Annotated in this window: 23 protein-coding genes; 10 read left to right on the top strand and 13 right to left on the bottom strand. The window is 50.9% G+C overall.

The window, feature by feature from the left end; translation table 11 throughout:
* Positions 1-214 precede the first annotated feature (214 nt).
* From OGY62_RS09790 to tyrR, 3 genes are all read left to right on the top strand, one after another.
* Positions 215-1,612 (top strand): YcjX family GTP-binding protein, encoded by a 1,398-nt coding sequence (locus tag OGY62_RS09790; RefSeq protein ID WP_058669435.1) that lies wholly within the window; start codon positions 215-217, stop codon positions 1,610-1,612.
* Entirely contained in the window at positions 1,609-2,670 is a 1,062-nt protein-coding gene (locus tag OGY62_RS09785; protein ID WP_200053807.1) for a YcjF family protein, read from the top strand. The genes OGY62_RS09790 and OGY62_RS09785 overlap by 4 nt, the downstream gene beginning before the upstream one ends.
* A 148-nt stretch (positions 2,671-2,818) precedes the next feature.
* On the top strand, positions 2,819-4,360 hold the full coding sequence (gene tyrR, locus OGY62_RS09780; RefSeq protein WP_071258372.1) for a transcriptional regulator TyrR: 1,542 nt from the start codon (positions 2,819-2,821) through the stop codon (positions 4,358-4,360).
* A gap of 58 nt (positions 4,361-4,418) precedes the next feature.
* Here tyrR and tpx read toward each other — a convergent pair whose 3' ends face one another.
* A complete protein-coding gene (gene tpx, locus OGY62_RS09775) occupies positions 4,419-4,925 on the bottom strand; it encodes a thiol peroxidase (RefSeq protein WP_012132276.1) in 507 nt (168 codons plus the stop codon).
* Between the two features lie 135 nt (positions 4,926-5,060).
* Here tpx and ycjG point away from each other — a divergent pair, with 135 nt between their 5' ends.
* The gene (ycjG, locus tag OGY62_RS09770; RefSeq protein WP_012132278.1) at positions 5,061-6,026 is read left to right on the top strand and encodes an L-Ala-D/L-Glu epimerase; all 966 of its coding nucleotides are present in this window, start codon (positions 5,061-5,063) and stop codon (positions 6,024-6,026) included.
* Here ycjG and mpaA read toward each other — a convergent pair.
* A complete protein-coding gene (gene mpaA, locus OGY62_RS09765) occupies positions 6,001-6,729 on the bottom strand; it encodes a murein tripeptide amidase MpaA (protein WP_286459681.1) in 729 nt (242 codons plus the stop codon). The two genes, ycjG and mpaA, sit on opposite strands and share 26 nt — an antisense overlap.
* A 228-nt stretch (positions 6,730-6,957) precedes the next feature.
* Here mpaA and OGY62_RS09760 point away from each other — a divergent pair, with 228 nt between their 5' ends.
* Positions 6,958-8,577 (top strand): peptide ABC transporter substrate-binding protein, encoded by a 1,620-nt coding sequence (locus OGY62_RS09760; RefSeq protein WP_012132280.1) that lies wholly within the window; start codon positions 6,958-6,960, stop codon positions 8,575-8,577.
* Positions 8,578-8,619: 42 nt separating this feature from the next.
* Here OGY62_RS09760 and OGY62_RS09755 read toward each other — a convergent pair whose 3' ends face one another.
* Positions 8,620-9,651, bottom strand: a complete 1,032-nt coding sequence (locus tag OGY62_RS09755; RefSeq protein WP_286459679.1) for a mechanosensitive ion channel family protein — start codon at positions 9,649-9,651, stop codon at positions 8,620-8,622.
* A gap of 236 nt (positions 9,652-9,887) precedes the next feature.
* On the opposite strand from OGY62_RS09755, the gene OGY62_RS09750 reads away from it, so the two are divergent.
* A complete protein-coding gene (locus OGY62_RS09750; protein WP_012132282.1) occupies positions 9,888-10,148 on the top strand; it encodes a DUF2534 family protein in 261 nt (86 codons plus the stop codon).
* Positions 10,149-10,204: 56 nt separating this feature from the next.
* On the opposite strand, the gene uspE is transcribed toward OGY62_RS09750, so the two are convergent.
* The 5 genes from uspE to ogt all read right to left on the bottom strand — a co-directional run bounded on the left by uspE (position 10,205) and on the right by ogt (position 14,309).
* Complete coding sequence (gene uspE / locus OGY62_RS09745) at positions 10,205-11,155, bottom strand: universal stress protein UspE (RefSeq protein WP_286459678.1); 951 nt, start codon at positions 11,153-11,155, stop codon at positions 10,205-10,207.
* A gap of 259 nt (positions 11,156-11,414) precedes the next feature.
* On the bottom strand, positions 11,415-11,618 hold the full coding sequence (ydfZ, locus tag OGY62_RS09740; RefSeq protein ID WP_024130312.1) for a putative selenium delivery protein YdfZ: 204 nt from the start codon (positions 11,616-11,618) through the stop codon (positions 11,415-11,417).
* Positions 11,619-11,816: 198 nt separating this feature from the next.
* The gene (locus OGY62_RS09735; protein ID WP_230012614.1) at positions 11,817-12,521 is read right to left on the bottom strand and encodes a class I SAM-dependent methyltransferase; all 705 of its coding nucleotides are present in this window, start codon (positions 12,519-12,521) and stop codon (positions 11,817-11,819) included.
* A 325-nt stretch (positions 12,522-12,846) separates the two neighbouring features.
* A complete protein-coding gene (fnr, locus tag OGY62_RS09730) occupies positions 12,847-13,599 on the bottom strand; it encodes a fumarate/nitrate reduction transcriptional regulator Fnr (protein WP_003020397.1) in 753 nt (250 codons plus the stop codon).
* Positions 13,600-13,793: 194 nt separating this feature from the next.
* Positions 13,794-14,309, bottom strand: coding sequence for a methylated-DNA--[protein]-cysteine S-methyltransferase (gene ogt / locus OGY62_RS09725; protein WP_286459676.1), 516 nt, complete (start codon positions 14,307-14,309; stop codon positions 13,794-13,796).
* Positions 14,310-14,830: 521 nt separating this feature from the next.
* Between ogt and smrA the strand changes: the two genes are divergently transcribed.
* Positions 14,831-15,394: a DNA endonuclease SmrA gene (gene smrA / locus OGY62_RS09720; RefSeq protein WP_012132289.1), complete on the top strand. Its 564-nt coding sequence runs from the start codon at positions 14,831-14,833 to the stop codon at positions 15,392-15,394.
* Positions 15,395-15,434: 40 nt separating this feature from the next.
* Here smrA and OGY62_RS09715 read toward each other — a convergent pair whose 3' ends face one another.
* Positions 15,435-16,667, bottom strand: a complete 1,233-nt coding sequence (locus OGY62_RS09715; RefSeq protein ID WP_114847872.1) for a sensor domain-containing diguanylate cyclase — start codon at positions 16,665-16,667, stop codon at positions 15,435-15,437.
* Positions 16,668-17,204: 537 nt separating this feature from the next.
* On the opposite strand from OGY62_RS09715, the gene zntB reads away from it, so the two are divergent.
* The 3 genes from zntB (at position 17,205) to dbpA (ending at position 20,049) form a co-directional block, all read left to right on the top strand.
* The gene (gene zntB, locus OGY62_RS09710) at positions 17,205-18,188 is read left to right on the top strand and encodes a zinc transporter ZntB (protein ID WP_012132292.1); all 984 of its coding nucleotides are present in this window, start codon (positions 17,205-17,207) and stop codon (positions 18,186-18,188) included.
* A 275-nt stretch (positions 18,189-18,463) separates the two neighbouring features.
* Entirely contained in the window at positions 18,464-18,646 is a 183-nt protein-coding gene (gene ynaL, locus OGY62_RS09705; RefSeq protein ID WP_072025335.1) for a proline-rich small protein YnaL, read from the top strand.
* A gap of 29 nt (positions 18,647-18,675) precedes the next feature.
* Positions 18,676-20,049 carry an ATP-dependent RNA helicase DbpA gene (gene dbpA, locus OGY62_RS09700; RefSeq protein ID WP_114847873.1) on the top strand — a complete coding sequence of 458 codons (1,374 nt, stop codon included), beginning with the start codon at positions 18,676-18,678 and terminating at the stop codon, positions 20,047-20,049.
* 81 nt (positions 20,050-20,130) lie between these two features.
* Here dbpA and ttcA read toward each other — a convergent pair whose 3' ends face one another.
* The 4 genes from ttcA to ompC form a co-directional block, all read right to left on the bottom strand.
* The gene (gene ttcA, locus OGY62_RS09695) at positions 20,131-21,066 is read right to left on the bottom strand and encodes a tRNA 2-thiocytidine(32) synthetase TtcA (protein WP_012132294.1); all 936 of its coding nucleotides are present in this window, start codon (positions 21,064-21,066) and stop codon (positions 20,131-20,133) included.
* 218 nt (positions 21,067-21,284) lie between these two features.
* Positions 21,285-21,719: a universal stress protein UspF gene (gene uspF / locus OGY62_RS09690; protein ID WP_012132296.1), complete on the bottom strand. Its 435-nt coding sequence runs from the start codon at positions 21,717-21,719 to the stop codon at positions 21,285-21,287.
* A 75-nt stretch (positions 21,720-21,794) separates the two neighbouring features.
* Positions 21,795-22,013, bottom strand: coding sequence for a KTSC domain-containing protein (locus tag OGY62_RS09685; protein WP_012132297.1), 219 nt, complete (start codon positions 22,011-22,013; stop codon positions 21,795-21,797).
* Positions 22,014-22,154: 141 nt separating this feature from the next.
* On the bottom strand, positions 22,155-23,291 hold the full coding sequence (gene ompC, locus OGY62_RS09680; RefSeq protein ID WP_047463579.1) for a porin OmpC: 1,137 nt from the start codon (positions 23,289-23,291) through the stop codon (positions 22,155-22,157).
* Positions 23,292-23,533: the final 242 nt, after the last annotated feature.

Raw genomic sequence — 23,533 nt, 5'->3', positions numbered from 1 at the left:
GAGGATGCAGGAAATATTTTCTTAAGGCCATGTGTACAGGATGATGAAATCCTGATCATCAGTAAGAACGATAACAGGTGTACTTTTCTGCTTGTGGCGGCGTAAACGGCGTCGCCATAAATACCTCAGAGAGTTGATAATTAATAATCAGCCCCTATCTTTATTTCCTGCTCGTTATACTTTTTATGGACTCTTCAGGCACAACAGGATGGCGATGAAGCGACTCAAAAACGAACTTAACTCGCTGGTTAATCGCGGTGTAGACAGGCATTTACGTCTGGCCGTTACCGGACTTAGCCGCAGTGGAAAAACCGCGTTTATCACTGCGATGGTTAACCAACTGCTCAACATCCATGCCGGATCGCGACTGCCGCTGCTAAGCGCGGTGCGTGAGGAGCGTTTGCTGGGCGTGAAACGCGTTCCACAACGTGATTTTGGTATTCCACGTTTTACCTACGATGAAGGGCTGGCCCAGCTTTATGGCCAGCCGCCTGCCTGGCCGACGCCAACGCGCGGCGTGAGCGAAATCCGTCTCGCGTTACGCTATAAATCCAATGATTCTTTGCTGCGCCATTTTAAAGACACCTCGACGTTATACCTGGAGATTGTCGATTATCCCGGCGAATGGCTGCTCGACTTGCCGATGCTGGCGCAGGATTACCTGAGCTGGTCCCGGCAAATGACCGGCTTACTGCAAGGGCAGCGGGGCGAATGGTCGGCCAAATGGCGTCAGTTATGTCAGGGGCTGGACCCGCTGGCGCCTGCTGATGAAAATCGCCTGGCGGAGATCGCCGCGGCCTGGACGGCGTATCTGCACCAATGTAAACAGCAGGGGCTGCACTTTATTCAGCCTGGCCGCTTTGTGCTGCCGGGCGATATGGCGGGCGCGCCTGCGTTGCAGTTTTTCCCGTGGCCGGATGTGGATGCGCATGGCGAATCGATACTGGCGCAGGCGGACAAACACACCAACGCCGGAATGTTGCGTGAACGCTTTAATTACTACTGTGAAAAAGTGGTGAAAGGGTTCTATAAAAACCATTTCCTGCGGTTTGATCGCCAGATTGTACTGGTGGATTGCCTGCAACCGTTGAACAGCGGGCCGCAGGCGTTCAACGATATGCGTCTGGCGCTGACGCAATTGATGCAGAGTTTCCACTATGGTCAGCGAACGCTATTTCGCCGACTCTTTTCCCCGGTGATTGATAAACTGCTGTTTGCGGCGACCAAGGCAGACCATGTGACTGTCGATCAACATGCCAATATGGTCTCTTTGCTCCAGCAACTGATTCAGGATGCCTGGCAAAACGCGGCGTTTGAAGGCATCAGCATGGATTGTCTGGGACTGGCGTCCGTACAGGCGACGACCAGTGGATTGATCGACGTAAATGGTGAAAAGATCCCGGCCTTACGCGGTAACCGTTTAAGCGATGGAACGCCGTTAACGGTATACCCCGGCGAAGTGCCCGCACGTCTGCCGGGACAAGCGTTCTGGGACAGTCAGGGTTTCCAGTTTGAAGCGTTTCGCCCGCAGGTGATGGATGTGGACAAACCATTGCCGCACATTCGTCTGGATGCCGCGCTGGAATTTTTAATAGGAGACAAATTGCGATGAGCGAACCGTTAAAACCGCGTATCGATTTCGCAGGTCCACTGGAGGTGGAGCAAAACCAGACGCTTAAAACGCAACAGACCTTCAGCGAGACGCAAGCGCAGACCTTTGCCCCCGCGCAGGTGGATGAACCTCTGGAGGACGAGGGACAGGCGGAAGCGGTCATTGATGCCGCACTGCGCCCTAAACGCAGTTTGTGGCGCAAGATGGTGATGGGGGGACTGGCGTTGTTTGGCGTCAGCGTTGTGGGCCAGGGCGTGCAATGGACCATGAACGCATGGCAAACTCAGAACTGGGTGGCGCTGGGCGGTTGTGCCGCCGGGGCGTTGATCATTGGCGCAGGCGTTGGCTCGGTCGCGACAGAATGGCGTCGGCTATGGCGATTACGCCAGCGGGCGCATGAACGGGATGAAGCGCGCGACCTGTTGCACAGCCACGGTACGGGAAAGGGCCGTGCGTTTTGCGAAAAGCTGGCGCAGCAGGCCGGTATCGATCAGTCTCACCCGGCGTTGCAGCGCTGGTATGCTTCGATTCACGAAACGCAAAATGATCGGGAAGTGGTCAGCTTATACGCTCAACTGGTGCAACCGGTACTGGATGCCCAGGCGCGACGTGAAATCAGCCGTTCGGCCGCCGAGTCCACGTTAATGATCGCCGTCAGCCCGCTGGCGTTGGTGGATATGGCATTTATCGCCTGGCGAAATTTGCGGCTGATCAATCGCATTGCGACGCTGTATGGCATTGAACTGGGGTATTACAGCCGTCTGCGCCTGTTTCGTCTGGTGTTGCTCAATATTGCGTTTGCGGGCGCCAGCGAGCTGGTGCGTGAAGTCGGGATGGACTGGATGTCGCAGGATCTGGCGGCGCGTTTGTCTGCCCGTGCGGCGCAGGGTATTGGCGCCGGGCTGTTAACCGCTCGTCTGGGCATTAAAGCGATGGAACTGTGTCGTCCCTTACCGTGGATCGACGATGATAAGCCGCGTCTGGGGGATTTTCGTCGCCAGCTTATCGTTCAGGTCAAAGAGACCTTGCAGAAAAGCAAAACTCCGCGCGAAAACTGATCGCTGGAAGGGCGCTGACCGTATAACTTTACGGCCCGGCGCCCAATTTTCCGTCATGCTGTCAATAATTGTTGACAGAATCCTTCCTGCTAATCGAATACTGGCTTATCATCTATCTAATAGCTCATTGTTTTAGGTGAAAGTTCCCATGCGTCTGGAAGTCTTTTGTGAAGACCGTCTTGGTCTGACCCGCGAGTTACTCGATTTGCTGGTGCTTCGTAGCATTGATTTACGCGGTATTGAGATTGACCCCATCGGGCGAATTTACCTTAATTTTGCTGAACTGGAGTTCACCAACTTCAGCAGCCTGATGGCGGAGATCCGCCGCATTTCCGGCGTGACCGATGTCCGTACGGTGCCGTGGATGCCGTCTGAACGCGAGCATCTGGCGCTGAGCGCACTGCTCGAAGCGTTGCCGGAACCCGTCCTCTCTCTGGATATGAAAAGTAAAATAGAGATGGCGAACCCCGCGAGCTGTCAGCTTTTCGCACAAAATCAGGAGCGTATGCGCAATCACACTGCCGCGCAGTTGATCAACGGCTTCAACTTCCAGCGTTGGCTGGAGAGCAACCCACAGGTCTCTCACAACGAGCATGTGGTGATCAATGGGCAGAACTTCCTGATGGAGATTACCCCGGTTCATTTGCAAGGGGAAAATGACGAGTACATGCTCACGGGCGCTGTCGTTATGTTACGTTCCACCATCCGAATGGGGCGTCAGTTGCAGAATTTGACGACTCAGGATTTGAGCGCATTTAGCCAGATTATCGCCGTCAGCGCGAAAATGAAGCATGTCGTAGAGCAGGCTCGTAAGCTGGCTACGCTGAGCGCGCCACTGCTGATTACCGGCGATACCGGAACCGGTAAAGATCTCTTCGCCCATGCCTGTCACCTGGCAAGCCCGCGTGCGGCAAAACCGTATCTGGCATTGAACTGCGCCTCCATTCCTGAAGATGCGGTTGAAAGCGAACTGTTTGGTCATGCGCCGGAAGGTAAAAAAGGCTTCTTTGAACAGGCTAACGGGGGTTCGGTGCTGCTGGATGAGATTGGTGAGATGTCGCCACGCATGCAGACCAAATTGCTGCGTTTTCTTAACGACGGCACTTTCCGTCGCGTTGGCGAGGATCATGAGGTTCACGTTGATGTCCGGGTGATCTGCGCCACGCAGAAGAATCTGGTGGAGCTGGTGCAAAAAGGGCTGTTCCGCGAGGATCTCTACTACCGTCTGAATGTGCTGACGCTCAATCTGCCGCCGCTGCGTGATTGCCCGCAGGATATCATGCCGCTCACTGAACTTTTCGTGGCGCGTTTTGCCGATGAGCAGGGGGTGCCGCGTCCAAAACTCTCTGCCGATCTCAGCACCGTATTAACCCGTTATGGCTGGCCGGGCAACGTGCGCCAGCTTAAAAACGCCATCTACCGGGCGCTGACGCAGCTTGAAGGGTACGAATTACGTCCGCAGGATATCTTGCTGCCGGATTACGACGCCACGACCGTTGCCGTTGGTGAAGATGCGATGGAAGGCTCGCTGGATGATATCACCAGTCGTTTTGAACGTTCCGTACTGACGCAGCTTTATCGCAATTATCCGAGCACGCGCAAACTGGCAAAACGCCTGGGCGTCTCACATACCGCGATTGCCAATAAGTTACGTGAATACGGTTTGAATCAGAAGAAAAGCGAAGAGTAGAAACGACACAAGTATTAGAAGCCCGATGAGCGTTGCGCCATCGGGCTTTTTTACCGTCTTACGCTTTCAGCACGTCCAGCGCAGCAGCATAGTCAGGTTCGTTGGTGATTTCGTTCACCAGCTGGCTGAAAATGACGTTGTCGTTTTCATCAATGACCACCACGGCACGCGCCGCCAGACCTTTCAGCGGGCCTTCAGTGATTTCAACGCCGTAGTCTTTCAGGAAGTCAGGATTACGCAGAGTGGAAAGGGTAATGACGTTGCTCAGACCTTCCGCGCCGCAGAAACGAGACTGGGCGAACGGCAGATCCGCAGAAACGCACAGTACGACGGTGTTGTCGATTTCTGTCGCCAGTTGGTTAAACTTACGTACCGATGCCGCACAAACGCCGGTATCAATACTTGGGAAAATATTCAGCACCTTGCGCTTGCCTGCAAACTGAGCCAGTGTGACGTCAGACAGATCTTTTGCCACGAGGGTAAAAGCCTGTGCTTTGCTACCAGCTTGAGGAATGGTGTTGGCGACGGCGACTGGATTGCCCTGGAAATGAACGGTTTGTGACATGGTTATCTTCCTGTTTACATATAGTTAACGTCGTGGCTAGTTTATGCCATCAGCAGTTAACACGGCAAACGCTATTTGTGTTTAATCCACCGCCACGCATCTGCAACGTGAAAAACGGCGAGAAAAGGAGAACCAATGAGATCTGTTAAGGTGTATGAGGAGGCCTGGCCGCTGCACACGCCCTTTGTGATTGCCCGGGGAAGTCGTACCGAAGCGCATGTTGTGGTCGTGGAGCTGGAGGAAGAGGGCGTAAAAGGCGTAGGGGAATGTACGCCTTATCCACGTTATGGCGAAAGCGATGCCTCGGTGCTGGCGCAGATCATGAGTATCGCGCCGCAACTGGAACAGGGGCTGACCCGCGAAGCACTACAAAAATTGCTGCCTGCCGGCGCGGCCAGAAATGCGGTCGATTGCGCGCTGTGGGATCTGAGCGCTCGCCAGCAGCAGCAAACGCTGGCGGAGTTTGTGGCCGTTGAATTGCCCGCTACGCTGACAACAGCACAGACTGTCGTGATCGGTACGCCTGAACAGATGGCGGCCAGCGCGGCGGCACTGTGGGAAAAAGGGGCGAAACTGCTCAAAATTAAGCTGGACGATCGCCTGATCAGCGAACGAATGGTCGCGATTCGCTCCGTCGTGCCTGATGCGACGCTAATCGTGGATGCAAACGAGTCCTGGCGTACAGAGGGGCTGGCGGCGCGATGCCAGCTGCTGGCGGATTTAGGCGTCGCGATGCTGGAACAACCGTTACCTGCGCAGGATGACGCCGCGCTGGAAAATTTTGTTCATCCGCTCCCTATTTGTGCGGATGAAAGTTGCCATACCCGCAGTAGCCTGAAAGCGTTACAGGGGCGCTACGATATGGTCAATATCAAACTGGATAAAACCGGTGGTCTGACGGAAGCGCTGGCGCTGGCCGCCGAAGCCAGAGAACAGGGTTTTGGGCTGATGCTGGGATGTATGCTGTGTACCTCCAGGGCCATCAGCGCAGCGTTGCCGCTGGCCCCACAGGTGCGTTTTGCTGACCTCGATGGCCCCACCTGGCTGGCGGTGGATGTCGAGCCCGCTTTACGGTTTACGACCGGGCAACTTCATCTTTAGGGTGCCAGCGCAGCAGAGTAGACATCGCCATCAGATACTTTTCGCTGGCTTCATCGGATGAGATCGGCGGGAACTCTGCGGTAATACAGTGCAGATTGAGGTCGGCGCACCAGCTTCCAAACGAACCGGGCGTTTCGTAACCTACGCTGGAGACCAGCGGCAGCTCAAATGCCCGGGCCAGCCATTCGCCTAACTCGCTATGTCTGGGATCTTCAATACAGGTGAGAGGATCGTGAAAGGAGACCACCCAGGCAGGATGCACCCGGTGTATCAGTTGGCACAGCGCCTGGGTTTCGGGTTCAGATCCCGGATGTTCGCCGGTAAGCAGCACCACATCGCGCTCCTCGGCGCTGCTGTTCCAGCGATAAACCGTCTCACCCGCTTTCCAGTTCGCCGCCGGAAAATTACGGTTCAAATCGACGCCATTGGCATTGGCGCGCAGACCAAGCTGGCAACCGTCCGGGTTCACCGCCAGCACCACATGATGACGGCGGAGTGAAGGATTCAGCGTACGCAGCGCACACGAGAGCGTCACCACCGACGCGTTCTCATCGCCGTGCGTTCCGGCCAGAATCAGGCCGCTTTCGCGATCGGCAGCCGGAGCCGGAAACCAGATCAACGGCGCTCCCAGCAATGAACGCCCATAATGTTCGGTTCCTGGCGGAAATGCGCCGCGCTCGGCACGAGGACGGGTAACGGTCATAAGTGTCTCTGAATGCTGTTGTTATTACTCGCAGTGTTGTGCAAATTGTCCAGATAATCAAATCGTTTTCACGCGTTGCGCGCGCTATGCAATATCCTCTATCTGGCTTCCTGGAAGCGGATGCGTATATCGGGTTAATATCAACTTTCTGTAGGAAGACGTTTGCATTTCCTTCATGCGAAACAAATAATTACGCAGTCATCTAACTTCATCATTTAAGGGCATCTTATGAAGCACTCTGTTTCAGTTACCTGTTGTGCGCTGTTGATTAGCAGCGTCTCCCTGACACACGCTGCGGATGTTCCCGGCGGAACGGTACTGGCAGAGAAGCAAGAACTGGTCCGCCATATTAAAGATGAACCGGCGTCGTTAGATCCGGCAAAAGCGGTTGGGCTGCCGGAGATTCAGGTCATTCGCGATTTGTTTGAAGGTCTGGTGAATCAGAATGAGAAAGGGGAAATCATTCCCGGCGTCGCTACGCGCTGGAAGACCAATGATAACCGGATCTGGACGTTTACCCTGCGCAATAACGCAAAGTGGTCGGACGGCACTCCGGTGACCGCGCAGGATTTTGTCTACAGCTGGCAACGTCTGGTTGATCCGAAAACCCTGTCACCGTTTGCCTGGTTTGCCGCCCTTGCTGGCATTAATAACGCCCAAGCGATTATTGATGGTAAAGCGTCGCCGGATACGCTTGGGGTTAGCGCCGTGGACGCCCGCACGCTAAAAATACAGCTGGATAAACCGCTGCCGTGGTTTGTTAACCTGACTGCCAACTTTGCTTTTTACCCGGTACAGAAAGCCAATGTAGAAAGCGGTAAAGACTGGACGAAGCCCGGAAACCTGATCGGCAATGGCGCCTATGTGTTGAATGATCGCGTGGTCAACGAAAAACTGGTGGTGGTGCCCAATACCCACTACTGGGACAATGCGAAGACGGTGCTGCAAAAAGTGACTTTCCTGCCGATTAATCAGGAGTCGTCAGCGACTAAACGTTATCTGGCTGGCGATATTGATATCACCGAATCTTTCCCGAAAAATCTGTATCAGAAGTTGCTGAAGGATATACCGGGGCAGGTTTACACACCGCCGCAGTTGGGCACCTATTATTATGCGTTTAACACCCAAAAAGGCCCGACGGCGGATTCCCGCGTTCGTCTGGCGCTGAGCATGACGATTGATCGCCGCATCATGGCGGAAAAAGTGTTAGGAACCGGGGAGAAACCGGCCTGGCGTTTCACCCCGGACGTGACGGCAGGCTTTACTCCCGATCCTTCGCCATTTGAACAAATGAGCCAGGAAGAACTCAATGCTCAGGCAAAAACGTTATTGCTTGCGGCTGGCTATGGCCCGCAGAAACCGCTCAAATTGACGCTGTTATATAATACATCTGAAAATCATCAGAAAATCGCGATTGCGGTCGCCTCGATGTGGAAAAAGAATCTGGGCGTAGAGGTGAAGCTGCAAAACCAGGAATGGAAAACCTATATCGACAGCCGCAACACCGGTAATTTTGATGTTATCCGCGCCTCCTGGGTGGGGGACTACAATGAACCGTCTACTTTCCTGTCATTGTTAACCTCGACCCATACGGGCAATATCTCGCGCTTCAATAACCCGGCCTACGATAAAATCATGACGCAGGCGACAGTAGAAAATACGGCGAAGGCGCGCAATGCGGACTATAATGCGGCAGAGAAAATCCTGATGGAACAGGCGCCGATTGCGCCGATTTACCAGTATACCAACGGACGTTTGATCAAACCGTGGCTGAAAGGTTATCCCATTAATAACCCGGAAGACGTGGCGTATAGCCGGACAATGTATATTGTGAAGCACGACAAATAATATGCGGCAGTGAGCGAAAAGACGCGGAATACCGCGTCTTTTTTAATTTGCGGATTGCGGTGACGCGGCGTTATCCAGATAAAGCGTCTGGCTTGGAAACGCAAAATCTGCGCCGTTCGTCTGAACAATGTCGATAATCTTCAGGTAAACATCCTGCTGAACCGCAAGCCAGGCTTCCCATTTGGTGGTTTTGCTAAAGCAATAGACCATGATATTCAGCGATGATTCGCCGAATTCATTGAAATAGACCAGTAGCGTCTGGCGCTGATCGATATCAGGGTGGTTTTGCAGCATCGTTCTGACCGCATCAACAATAACGCCTGTTTTACTGGCATCCTGATACCGTAACCCGATCACCGTTTTAATACGTCGGTTGGTCATCCTGCCGGGATTCTCCACGCTAATGGAGGAGAAAATCGAATTCGGCACATATAAAGGGCGGTGGTCGAAGGTGTTAATTTTGGTCATTCGCCAGCCGATTTCAGTCACGGTGCCTTCAATATTTCTGTCCGGGGAACGGACCCAGTCGCCAATGCTAAAGGGGCGATCAAAATAGAGCATAATCCCCGAGAAAAAGTTGCTCAGAATGTCCTTACCCGCCATCCCAACAGCGATGCCGCCAATACCGCCAAAAGTCAGCAACCCGGACAGACTCATGCCAAAGTGTTCGCCATAGAGTAAAACGATGGCGATAATAATGGTGATCTTAATAATGCGAGACAGGATCTTCGCACTGGTGACGTCTCTGCCTTTACCGATCTGTGATTTTTCAAAGCGGTTGATGAGTAAAAACAGTTTTATTGTCAGAATCAGCGCAATCAGAGATGTGCAGATAAAATCGACGGCATTTGGAGAGATGAATTTCAGATCGTAGTTTTCAATAACATTATTGGCGATACTGCCCAGCGTGCCGATGATAAGGGCATAAACGAAGAACTGTACGGCATGAAATATAAATCCTTTTCTTCTTTTCTCGCCACGACGAAACACAATACTCATCAGAAGTAAGGCGGCGCCACTGCCAAAAATTATTGCCAGATTAAACGCGTTTTTGAAAAAAAATTCTGCAATCATTTTGGTCTGTCACTACCCCGTATGGTTGATATAACGCTAAAAGATCCTGAGGTGCAGATATTTTATCCGCTTCGAATGCGCTGGTCATTGATCAAAAAGAATAAGACGTAGCGCATTTTCAGACAGGGACGCGCGATGTGAATATTATGTCACGACTTGTGTGGCAGACAACGGGGGATTGTCATGGTATTGTTACGCGCAAGTAACAGAGCTTTCATCTGCAAAAGGACGATACCATGATCATGACAAAGCTGAAGACAGCAAAGGGGAAGAAATTTCTGTTGGGCCTGCTGGCGGTGTTTATTATTGCGGCATCAGTGGTTACGCGGGCGACTATCGGCGGCGTGATCGAACAGTATGATATTCCGTTGTCCGAGTGGACAACCTCGATGTATTTCATTCAGTCATCAATGATTTGCGTCTACAGTCTGGTTTTCACCATTCTGCTGGCCATTCCGCTGGGGATCTATTTCCTCGGTGGTGAGGACAAACAGTAACGTGAGTGAGCGGCTTCGCCGGGTAGGCATAAGCGCTACCCGGCACGAAAATAGGCTTAATCGTCTTCTTCGTCGTCCAGTTCTACCGGTGTCTGATACTGATCGGGTTTAATGACAAGCAGATCGCAGCGCAAATGGTCGATAACCTGTTCCGCCGTATTGCCCAGGAAGGCCGCAGATATCCCGGTACGACCAACCGTACCCAGTACAACGATACCCGCCTGTAGGTGCTCGGCTAAATCCGGGATAACCTCTTCAGGCAACCCTTTTTCAACATGCGTCACTTTCTCATCAATGCTGAATTTCTGCCGTAGCGCCTTCATCGCCAGCAAATGCTGACCGCGAATCGCGTCGTTGTAAACGCTCGGATCAAATTCAGGCAGTTCGATTGCGATATTGATGGGCGTCACGGGGTAGGCGCCAACCAGATGGACTTCGGTGTGGTTCACCTGTTCTGCAAGTTGCAGCGTTTCTTTGACCAGCTTTTCATTCAGCGCATTGTGATAAGGTTCTTCGCTTGCCAGGTTCACGGCCACCAGCGCTTTACCGCCTTCAGGCCACGGTTGGTCCTTGACCATCCATACCGGGCTTGGGCATTTACGCAACAAATGCCAGTCAGTCGGCGTAAAGATTACCGCTTCCAGGCGGTCATGCTGGTGCGCCATTTTGAGCACCAGATCGTGATCGTCGCTGATCACTTCCTGGATAATGGCTTCAAAGGGACGGTTGTGCCAGACCACTTTTATCTCAACGGGAACACCTGCTTTGATGTAGTATTTCGCTTGTTCGCGTATCCAGGCTGTTCGCTGGCTGATGACGCCCTGACGCATCGCGGTACGCTCATCAGGCGAGAGCAGGGTAGTCATTTCATAAGAAAAATCATAGATCGGCAAAAAGGCTTTAATTTTGCCACCAATCCGTTGATGCAAATAAACAGCGCGTCGTAATGCGGGTTGATCGTCCTGGTTTGGGTCGATGACCACCAGCATATTTTGATACATAGCCATACAGGGTCTCCTTACAACTGTCACCGCAGTTTGTAATTAAAAGAGTAACCCATATATGTTGAATGAAACAGGGGGGAACCTTCTGCCAGATCAATAAATCAGGAAAATTTGCTGTTCTATAGAGCAGTGTATTGAATGTAAACAATTTCTATCAGTAAAATCAGACTTCCGGGGCATACCTGGGGTAAATAGCGGCTTAGTAGAGTCTGTAATTAAATCTGTTTGATTCATGAATGCCGCCATAGCGGCATTCTTATCGTTAGTGGGAACCAAGACGGATCAGTTCAACGGGTTCGAACTGGCCTTCACAGCCTTCCACTTCGACGGTTTTGTTGCGGCGTAACTGGGCTGGAGTTAACCCGTTAGAATGTATGGCAACGATTTTACCCGTTCTGCCCGTCCCATTAATCATAACCCGACTGCCATTAGTAATAGGATTATGGTTACGATCATAAGTGATCATGGTTCTTTCTCCTCTTAATATCTGGGTATCAAAAAATCCGCTTAACAATCCGGGCCGCAGTCCAGAAGCGAACGTAATATAAATACACCTTTGCCATAATCTTTTTTTGTTTTTGATCAAGGTCACACTTTTTCTATACTCACCAAACCGCTGACGACGGGGTTTACGCACGATGCAGGACCCTGGTGCGGCTGACTGTTATTTTTTTCCTGAAGCTGAAAACATAACTACAGTACCTTTAACCGTAGTTTTAACATCCTCGAAGTACTCGGACAGTATTTGCGTTAAGCCCGCCTCTGAATCTCCGGTATTTGAGAAAATGCCTTTCCGGTTGTAAATGCGCATCAGTTTTTGACCGAAAGTATTGTGCTTAACGCCATCACCAAGAATGGTAGCGCCGTAAAGAGTGCCATTGTCGGTTAAAGCCTGCGCGGCATTCTGTATTACACATCCTTTTGCAGACATATCTCCAGGCAGGCAGTGAAGAAGGTAAAACATGGAGATGGAGTCAAATTGATTATGCAAGGTTTTTGGGTAAGGCTCGAAAACATCATGGGTAATTTTGCTCTGAATTTTCGTTTCTCCAGCCCTTGTTGATGCTGCGCTCAAGCTTGCTTCGTTCAAATCCATTAGCGATATTAAACGGCTTTCAGGAGCGTGAGTGAGGTAATATCCGGTTCCTACACCAATATCCAGATGTTTTTTCCCTAAATGTCGGAGGAAGTGTGGAAGAAGGTATTCCTTAGTGGGGCACCCCCATGCAAGCCGATTTGATACCCTCAAGACCCACCAGTCATAAAGTTTTAGTGTGAGGGGGGTGTAAACTTTAGATCCGTTATCTGTGTTTCTATTCATTAATTCCACCTGTTTATAGTTTTCGGGGGGAATTAAATCAATAATCATTATAAATGACAAGGGGTTAGAGTTGCCGCAGTTGCGTCGTATGCAAGAACGCAACTGCGGCCAGCTGGCGATCGTTCGATAGTGCGAATATAGAACGGTTGCCAGCCGCTGCGGATTGTACTTTTCCGGCATGATGAATCAATGTGGTTAATCCGAAAACGGCCTGGCAGGGCGTAAACCATGCCAGTGGTGTCCAACTGGAGTGATGGCTACGTATTTGAGATTTCTTTAGCTTATTGACGTGGTGTGATTCCTTCTGTCAAACCAATAAATCAGGAAAATTTAATGATTTAACAGAAGGATAACTGACTTACTTGAGGAAAGATTAAGCAACGTTGCGAGTATGACCAGCAAGCACTGCGAGCGCATCGCTGTTTTCGATGGTGATGTATTTACCTTTCACCGCCAGCATACCGCTTTTCTGGAAACGACCCAGCAGACGGCTGATCGTTTCGACCGTTAAGCCAAGGTAGTTACCTATGTCGCCACGGGTCATCGTCAGGCGGAATTCACGCGGAGAGAAACCGCGCTGGGCAAAACGACGGGACAGATTGTAGATAAAGGCTGCCAGACGTTCTTCCGCATTTTTCTTCGACAGTAACAGGATCATATCCTGATCGCCTTTGATCTCGCCGCTCATCAGACGCATCATCTGTTGACGTAGGTTAGGCATCTTACCGGAGAGATCGTCCAGAGTCTCAAACGGGATTTCACATACCATTGAGGTTTCCAGCGCCTGGGCAAAGCTCGGGTGGTGCCCGCTGCCAATCGCGTCAAAGCCGACCAGGTCGCCCGCTAAATGAAAACCAGTGATTTGCTCGTCGCCCTGCTCGGTAATGGTGTAGCTTTTAATCGTACCGGAGCGGATAGCATAGAGCGATTTCAGTTCATCACCTGCTTTAAACAGCGTTTGCCCTTTCTGAATAGGCTTTTTACGCTCAATGATATTATCAAGCTGATCAAGCTCATGTTCGTTAAGTGTGAACGGGATGCAAAGCTGGCTGATACTGCAATCCTGGCAATGGATAGCACAACCGCCAGACTGAATGCGCCGTATAATTCGCTTTTCCGGGATCATAGGTCTGCTCAAGCCGTAATTGATATTTGTCAATTTTAACATCTTTTTGGTGAGCACGTAAGCCTGAGCTACCCCCAATAGAGGATAATTCAGGCATAAGCAGGAGAAATATTTATATCCCTTTGAAAATCCATGCTTTATAAGTGGTTACTTTGCATCAAAGTGTGACGGGTAAGGCACAAAATGCCTGGTTTCTACAGCAGCAGATACCCTTCATGGCGTAATAACCACTCTTTTCTTTGCACGCCGCCAGCATATCCCGTCATTGTCCCGTTGCGCCCGATTACGCGATGGCAGGGTACAACGATACTGACCGGGTTAGATCCGTTAGCGGCGCCTACGGCGCGAGCGGCTCCCGGACGGCCTAATTTTTCGGCAAGTTGACCATAATGCATAACCTGACCGCAGGGGATGGTGCGCAGCGCCTGCCATACTTCCCGCTGAAAAGGTGTTCCCCCGGTGGCGGTCTCCAGCGTATCAATGATGCTGAGATTTCCCTCAAAATACGCGGTGAGCTTATCGCTCAGGCCACCCGGATTTTTGGCGGCGACGCGCTCGTATCCCTCTGAACGATAATGTATGCCCAGTAGCTGTTCCATACGGTCGCTGTGTTGCTCCCATTCGACGGCGCGCAGGCGGAATTGCTCATCGCAAATCACCCATAACGGCCCCAGCGGGGTCGCGATATTGTCTTCAAGTAATCTCAGCATCCGTTATCTCTCATTGCAGGCGGGATAATTCCCGGACTTATCAGCAGTTCAACAAGATACCATGCGACCAATATCCGCAACCATACCCCTAAAAAGATAAGCGGGCATAATACGTTTAGCGTCATTGTTTGTTGAAAAAGCGAACAAATAAAGATGCTGAAAAAATGAAGCACGGCAGGAGAATAAAAAACAGGGACTGTCGACATCCGCCAGCCCCTAAAATCTACACAGCAGTGCTTCCTTAACCTTTTCCCGGCCTGGTTTTCCCTCAGCGGGTAATAAAGTTATAACGGCTATAAAAGAGATATTCCACTTTCAGGGCATAATTGATTTTACAAAAGCCCCGCTGAAATTGTCGGTTAACGCAGGATAAAACGTGGCTTTACCGGGGATGAAATAGTGAGATGCGCATAGCCAGATAATTGAGCCAGTGTCGTTTATTGGAAATAACTGTAAACCGTTGTCGGTATAATAGCGCGCGGTTATGATAGTGCCTGTCTTAACGCGCTGGAGGAGGAATCATGAACCTTGACGACAAAACGCTGTTTCTTGACGCCATGGAGGATGTCCAACCGTTGAAACGTTGCGCTGATGTACACTGGCAGCCCACGCGCAATTCACGGGCGCCGCAGCGTATCGATACGCTCCAGCTCGACAATTTTCTCACTACCGGGTTTCTGGATATTCTTCCTTTGGGCGAACCGCTGGAATTTCGCCGGGAAGGGTTGCAGCAGGGCGTGCTCGACAAACTGCGTTCGGGAAAATACAGCCAGCAGGCGAGTCTCAATTTGCTTCGTCAGCCGGTTGAGGAATGTCGCAAGATGCTGTTTAGCTTCATCTGCCAGGCGCGTCAGGATGGTTTACGCAACGTGCTGATCATTCATGGCAAAGGGCGGGAAGATAACGCGCATGCCAATATTGTGCGCAGCTATGTGGCGCGTTGGCTGACGGAATTTGACGACGTTCAGGCTTACTGTACGGCGCTGCCTCATCATGGCGGCAGTGGAGCGTGTTATGTTGCGTTGCGTAAAACGGCGCAGGCAAAGCAGGAAAACTGGGAGCGTCACGCGAAACGCAGCCGTTAAGGGCGTTCACAGGCTACTTACGAGCAGCCTGTGACGTTTATTACGCCGCCAGCACCCGATTTCTGCCGTCGTTTTTGGCTTTGTACAGGGCATCGTCCACCCGCTTAAATAATTCATCAATACTTTCATTCGATTCATGCCGTGCGACGCCGATGCTGACGGTAAAACGGGGCAGGCCAGGAATACAGACTTTCGCCACGGCGGCGCGTATTGATTCTGCAAGATTAAGCGCAACCTCCAGCGAGGTTCGCGGCAGCAGCAAGACAAATTCTTCACCGCCCCAGCGGAAGACCAGGTCGCCTTTACGTGCGCAGGCTTCCAGCGTTCGCGCCAGAGCGCACAGCACTTCATCGCCTTTCAAATGACCGTATAAATCGTTAATGCTTTTGAAGCGATCGGTATCGATGAGCAGCAGGCTGTAATCCATTGTCATCGACAGATGGGGCGTATGGTTTTGCTCAGTAAGAAGATAAAATTGCCTGCGGTTCAGTAAGCCGGTCAGCGCATCATGCAGGGCTGCGCGTTCCAGCTCCTGTTCCAGCCGTTTTTGCTCGGTAATGTCATGAATGATGCATAACATGAGCTTATCGCCGTATATCTCAAGGGGACCCGCATAGGTTTGTACGTGCCGGGTGGTGCCGTCAGAGAGTTTATGGACGAAGTTTAAGGGCTTATGCCCGCCGGGCAGACGGGCAATCTCATGCATAACGGGTAAGATCTGGCGGCCTAATACGTTGATTTCCCATGTATGTTTCTGGCACATCGCTTCATGGCTGTAGCCATAGAAATTGAGTGCGGCCAGATTGGCATCGACGATCAGACCGTCCCGTGAAGGGTCTATCAACAGCATCGGCGCGGAGTTCGTCAGGAAAAAACGGGCGTAAAACCCTTGTTTTTTACGCTGATAGTTTGCCGAACGGCTGGCCTTGAGGCCTTGCGCCGTGGGTGTCTCTATGCCTTCAAAAATAATAACGTCCCCCTGCGTCGACAGGGTTTTAACCGAGAGGCGGCAGGTTAAGGCGATTTCTTTACCATCACGACAGACCGTCAGAATTTCAACAATATCGTGATGGTGGTGTAAATCAGCAACGTACATGCGCAGTTCATTTTGCGCATAAGTTGAAAATATCCCCTTTCTGAGACGGCTGAAAGTCTGTTCCTGTGTCAGTTCGCGTGCGGCGGTATTAGCGAAAACTAACTCTTCTGTGTGTGGTAAAACAATCCAGACAGGAAAACTTAATAAATCCAGAGCATTGAGTTCGTGAGCAATCATCGATAATCCCGTTATCTTCACATGCTGTGTTGCCGGTTTATTGGTGAATGGCTTTTTTATTAACAGCTTACAGTGATATGGAGCGTTTTTTCACAAATCGGGAGACAACAATAGACGTGCAGATAAATCTAGCAGGGAACCTGGACAAATCCACGAATGATAAGTTTTTTTTCAATGGTCGATATAAGTGTGAACGAGTAAAAAGGAAGAAAGGTTGATGGCGACTTATATAAACATTACTCAGGCTAATCATTCTGAAAGAGGTTAACCCTTTCCCGTACGACATATTAAAGCTGATGATGCAACGCAAGGTTATCGATCTACAGACTAAAATTCATAAATTTCGATTAAGTAAATTATCATCCGTTGAACACCCCATATTGTCTCGCACAACACATTTGCGCCGGTGATGCCGGCGCCTTTCCTGCCATACCGTACTTTTCTGAATCATTTCAGCGCAATGGGATAATGAGGTATTGCTTAACATACGCCGAAGGCTAGACTAACGAAAAAGCGTTGAATGAATGTGGAGGCGTTGTGGAAGCCATCAAGGGATCGGAAGTCAATGTGCCGGATGCCGTTTTTGCCTGGCTACTGGATGGTCGCGGCGGCATTAAACCGCTTGAAAATGACGATATTATCGACAGCCAGCATCCCTGCTGGTTGCATCTCAATTACACCCACCCTGACAGCGCGCAGTGGCTGGCGTCGACGCCTTTGTTACCGAATTCTGTACGCGATGCGCTGGCTGGCGAGAGTTCGCGCCCACGCGTCAGTCGGATGGGGGAAGGCACGCTGATCACCTTACGCTGCATCAACGGCAGTACCGATGAACGCCCTGATCAGCTAGTGGCGATGCGTGTATATATGGATGAACGTTTTATCGTCTCAACGCGACAGCGAAAAGTTCTGGCGCTTGATGAGGTGGTTAGCGACTTGCAGGAAGGGACGGGCCCGTCCGATTGCGGCGGCTGGCTGGTCGACGTGTGTGACGCCCTGACGGATCACGCCAGCGAATTTATCGAGCAATTACACGATAAAATTATCGACCTGGAAGACAATCTGCTCGATCAGCAGATCCCGCCGCGTGGTTTCCTGGCGTTACTGCGTAAGCAACTGATTGTGATGCGTCGATACATGGCGCCTCAGCGTGATGTTTATGCGCGACTGGCAAGCGAGCGTCTGGCCTGGATGAATGATGATCAGCGGCGTCGAATGCAGGATATCGCGGATCGTCTGGGAAGGGGGCTGGATGAGATCGACGCGTGTATTGCGCGCACGGGCGTGATGGCCGATGAAATCGCGCAAGTCATGCAGGAGTCCTTAGCGCGCAGAACCTATACGATGTCGCTGATGGCGATGGTCTTTCTGCCCAGCACATTTTTAACCGGATTGTTCGGCGTGAATCTCGGGGGAATTCCGGGCGGCGCATGGCATTTTGGATTTTCTATGTTCTGTATTCTGTTAGTTGTCCTGATTGGTGGTGTTACCTTATGGTTGCATCGTAGTAAATGGTTGTAACAACAACGCTTTTCATCGTCCTTTGAGCAGAAAAACGCCGCATAATTTGAGCGAAGTCAATAAACAATCTACCCATTCGGGGCAATATCTCTCTCGCAGGTGAATGCAACGTCAAGCGATGGGCGTTGCGCTCCATATTGTCTTACTTCCTTTTTTGAATTACTGCATAGCACAATTGATTCGTACGACGCCGACTTAGATTAGTCGGCTTTTTTTTGCCTGCGGGATATCAGCGTCTACCCTAAAAGAGTCAATCTGTATGACCGGAGGGTAATATGACCAGCCTGTTCACGTTGTTGCAAATGCAAACGCGCCAGTCGGATTCCGTACCAACCGATCCGGTGCCGATTCCCGATCCTATCCCGCGCCCACAACCTATGCCAGATCCGCCGCCGGATGAAGAACCGATTAAATTGTCGCATCAAGAGCGGAGATCTGCGAGGATACGCGCCTGCTGACTGTGTGTCTTTTACCGCGAGATTAAATTGTGACCGCTTTTTCTACTCTGAATGTCCTGCCTGCCGCCCAACTCGAGAATCTTAACGAGTTGGGTTATCTTGAGATGACGCCTGTCCAGGCCGCTGCGTTACCGGCGATCCTGGCCGGAAAAGATGTGCGCGTGCAGGCAAAAACCGGCAGCGGAAAAACGGCTGCATTTGGTCTCGGGCTTTTACAGCATATTGATGCCAGTCTGTTCCAGACCCAGTCGCTGGTGCTTTGTCCTACGCGCGAACTGGCCGATCAGGTGGCAGGGGAGCTGCGTCGTCTGGCGCGTTTTCTGCCTAATACCAAAATCCTGACGTTGTGCGGCGGGCAACCTTTCGGCGCGCAGCGAGACTCTCTCCAGCATGCGCCGCACATTATTGTCGCGACGCCGGGCCGCCTGCTTGACCATCTGCAAAAAGGCACCGTTTCTCTGGATGCCCTGCAAACGCTGGTGATGGATGAAGCCGACAGGATGCTGGATATGGGCTTTAGCGACGCTATTGACGAGGTGATTCGCTTTGCGCCGTCACGCCGTCAGACTCTGCTGTTTTCCGCAACCTGGCCTGAGGCCATCGCGGCGATCAGCGGTCGGGTTCAGCAAAATCCACTGACGATTGAAATTGATTCGGTGGATGCGCTGCCATCTATCGAGCAGCAGTTTTTTGAAACATCTTCGCAGGGGAAAATCCCGCTGCTGCAAAAGCTGCTGAGCCAGCATCAGCCTGCGTCATGCGTTGTTTTCTGTAATACCAAAAAAGATTGTCAGGCGGTTTGTGATGCGCTCAATTCTGTTGGGCAGAGCGCATTATCGCTGCATGGCGACCTTGAGCAGCGCGATCGTGACCAGACGCTGGTTCGTTTTGCAAACGGCAGCGCGCGCGTACTGGTAGCGACGGACGTCGCCGCGCGTGGGCTGGATATCAAGTCGCTGGAGCTGGTCGTAAACTTCGAGCTGGCGTGGGACCCGGAAGTTCACGTACACCGTATTGGTCGTACCGCCCGTGCAGGCAACAGCGGTCTGGCGATCAGTTTTTGCGCGCCGGAAGAGGCGCAGCGCGCCAATATTCTGTCTGAAATGTTGCAGCTTAAACTGAACTGGCTGACGCCGCCGGGCAACGTTCCGGTTGTACCGCTGGAAGCTGAAATGGCGACGCTGTGCATTGATGGCGGTAAAAAAGCAAAAATGCGCCCGGGCGACGTGCTGGGAGCATTAACGGGAGATATTGGTCTGGATGGCGCTGATATTGGCAAAATTACCGTACATCCGGCCCATGTTTATGTGGCGGTTCGCCAGCCTGTGGCGCAGAAAGCCTGGAAGCAATTGCAGAACGGAAAGATAAAAGGGAAGAGCTGTCGGGTTCGTTTATTGAAATAAATGCCCGTTCCGGCCTACAGGTGCTTATGCGCACCGTAGGCCGGATAAGACGTTTACGTCGCCATCCGGCTGAGTCAGAAATTACTTCACTTCCACGACGTTCAGACGCAGTTCATCCAGTTGGTTATCGTCTTCCTCTGGCTGCCAGCCTGCGGGTTGCAGAGGGATCTCTTCGCGGTCAAAGGCTAAATCACCACCGTCCACCACATCGGAATCATGATTAATGCCTTTGAAATCAAAAAGATTAATATCGCTCAGATGAGAAGGCACCACGTTCTGCATCGCGCTGAACATGGTTTCAATACGCCCTGGATAACGCTTATCCCAGTCGCGCAGCATGTCGGCGATGACCTGGCGTTGCAGGTTTGGCTGCGACCCGCACAGGTTGCACGGAATAATAGGGAACGCTTTGGCTTCTGAAAAACGCTCAATATCTTTCTCGCGGCAGTAGGCCAGCGGGCGGATAACGATGTGTTTGCCGTCATCGCTCATCAGCTTCGGCGGCATCCCCTTCATTTTCCCGCCGTAGAACATGTTCAGGAATAACGTTTGCAGAATATCGTCGCGGTGGTGGCCTAACGCAATTTTGGTTGCACCCAGTTCTGTTGCGGTGCGATAGAGAATACCGCGGCGCAGTCGGGAGCACAGAGAGCAGGTCGTTTTGCCTTCAGGAATTTTCTCTTTAACGATCCCATAGGTGTTTTCTTCAACGATCTTATACTCTACGCCCAGGTTCTCAAGATATTCCGGCAGAATGTGTTCGGGAAAACCCGGTTGCTTCTGGTCAAGGTTAACGGCGACCAGTGAAAAGTTGACGGGTGCGCTTTGCTGCAAATTACGCAGAATTTCCAGCATGGTATAGCTGTCTTTCCCACCGGAAAGGCACACCATGATGCGATCGCCTTCTTCGATCATATTGAAGTCAGCAATCGCTTCGCCCACGTTACGACGCAGACGCTTTTGTAATTTGTTCAGGTTGTACTGTTCTTTCTTGCTAATATCTTGATTTTGCGACATTTAATAGAGGCTCAATTCATTGTGTGGCATCAGAAAAGTATGCATCACGCCGGAAAGACCGGCAAAAGAAATCTGATATAAAAACTGTGGCGTGTATGGTACGGATTGGCGAGAAGAATGTCAGCACATTTATACCCGTTATACCTCAGGTTGCAGGTAAGCGTGCAGGGTTGAAAAGTGGATATGAAAAGCCCGCAACGGCGTGCGGGCTGATGCGTTTAGCGAACCACCAGGACGGAACATTCGGCATGGCGTACGACCGCTGCGGCGTTGGAGCCCAGCAGATACGTGGTGATGTCCGGGCGGTGAGAAGCAATAATCACCATGTCTGCCGGTAATTTTTTAGCCATTTCCAGAATTTTATCTTTCGGAGAACCTTCCGCGATATGAATCTGTACTCTGTCGGCAGGAATACTGAACTTCTTGATAATCTCTTCCAGTTGAGATTTTGCTTCGGCTTTCAGATCGTCCATAGCCGGTAACTCTGCTGAGTAGGCCAGGCCTAAAGAGGCGTAATAGGGCAGTGACGGAATAACGGTCAGGAAATGGACCTCTGCGTCATCTATTTTTGCCTCGGCTTCAACATGGGTGATAACGCGTTGAGTTAATTCTGAATCTGAAATATCGATGGGCACAAGAATCGTTCTGCTCATAAAACCTCCTGTTTAAGTATCCGATTAAAGTTTAACCCTTAATGGCACTTTATGTACAATGACAGGAGTCACATTTTAGCGTGAGTTTGGTTTCTGCTCTGGAAATTTCCCTTTGATCACGCCGTCATAAAAGCGGCCTTTAGAAACCACGACAAGAAAATCACGGAAAATACGCGACGGGACGCCGAGATATTGCAGAGTACCGGTTCGATGAAAACGAATTTCCAGCGTGCTGGAGGTTTCGTCATAGCCGACGGATGCAATACGGGATGATTTAACGGGATGATGGTTCATTGCCGGCGTCCTCTACAGCAGATCTTTATGCAATATATCATCTATCAATGGAGAGTTTTAGCGCAACAAATATATTGTTTTAGTATAGATAAAACACTGTTGTTATGAGAAAAGCCCGCCGTTGCCAGCGGGCTGACGAACTTAGAACTGGTAAACCATACCCAGAGCAACGACGTCGTCAGTAGACATATCGTTGCGAGTGTAGAAGCTGTCATCTTCATCCAGCAGGTTGATTTTGTAATCAACATAAGTGGAGAAGTTTTTGTTGAAGTAGTAGGTCGCGCCTACGTCAGCATATTTAACCAGGTCTTTATCTTCACCGCCGGCCAGATCCTTACCTTTAGACATCAGGAAAGATACGGCAGGACGCAGACCGAAGTCGAACTGGTACTGCGCTGTAACTTCAAAGTTCTGGGTTTTGTTGGCAATGGTGTTATCACTGCCGTTTGAGCCACCGTAAGGAGTCATATTACGGGTTTCAGAATACATGGTCGCCAGATAGATGTTGTTAGCGTCATATTTCAGGCCAGCAGTCCACGCATCTGCTTTATCACCGCCAGCAGTAGAGTGATTTGCTTGCTGATTCGTTCGGTCGGAAGTGGTATATGCCGCACCGAAGCTGACGCCCATACCCAGATCGTAAGTTGAAGAGATACCGAAGCCGTCGCCGTTGGAGTTTTTCACGTTACGGTCACCGCCGTTATTTGTCCCCTCCTGGGAATACGTGTCTTCGCTGCCGGATTGGTTTTCATTCGCACCCTGATATTGCAGCGCAAAGCTCAGACCATCCACCAGACCGAAGAAGTCGGTATTACGGTAGGTTGCTACGCCGTTAGCACGACCGGTCATGAAGTTGTCTGCTTTGGTATAAGAGTCGCCGCCGAATTCTGGCAGCATATCGGTCCAGCCTTCCACGTCGTACAGTACGCCGTAGTTACGGCCGTAGTCGAATGAACCATAGTCACCGACTTTAATACCTGCGAATGCCAGACGAGTCCAGGAGTCACCTTTATCACCTTCGGTACCGTTAGCCTGAACCTGATATTCCCACTGGCCGTAACCCGTGATCATATCGTTAACCTGAGTTTCACCTTTGAAACCCATACGCATGTATGTTTGATCGCCGTCAGAATTTGCGTCATCAGAGAAATAATGCAGACCGTCTACTTTGCCATAGAGATCTAATTTATTGCCGTCTTTATTATAAACTTCAGCGGCGTGGGCCGCGCCTGCTGCTAACAGGGCAGGGATTACGAGAGCCAGTACTTTTCTTTTCATTGAAATAACCCTTTAGTTTTTTTATTTACCTGTGACTCCCCATAAGGGAAGTGAAATCATGCTAAAGGAGAAGTTCCGTAAAGAGATAAATATGAATTGTTACGCCTTAAGTAAAATCTTAATTAAATAATTCTACAGAAATGATGATAATTGACAGGAATGTTTTTTAATAAAACATATAAAATAAAAATTATACAATTTAATTTTGTTGCGATATTCTGCGCGGGTTATATGCCTTTATT

Source organism: Citrobacter sp. CK198, assembly GCF_030333295.1.
GTDB classification, from domain to species: domain Bacteria; phylum Pseudomonadota; class Gammaproteobacteria; order Enterobacterales; family Enterobacteriaceae; genus Citrobacter_B; species Citrobacter_B koseri.
The sequence above is the reverse complement of the archived record's forward strand: the minus strand, read 5'-3'. Positions and strand labels throughout refer to the sequence as shown.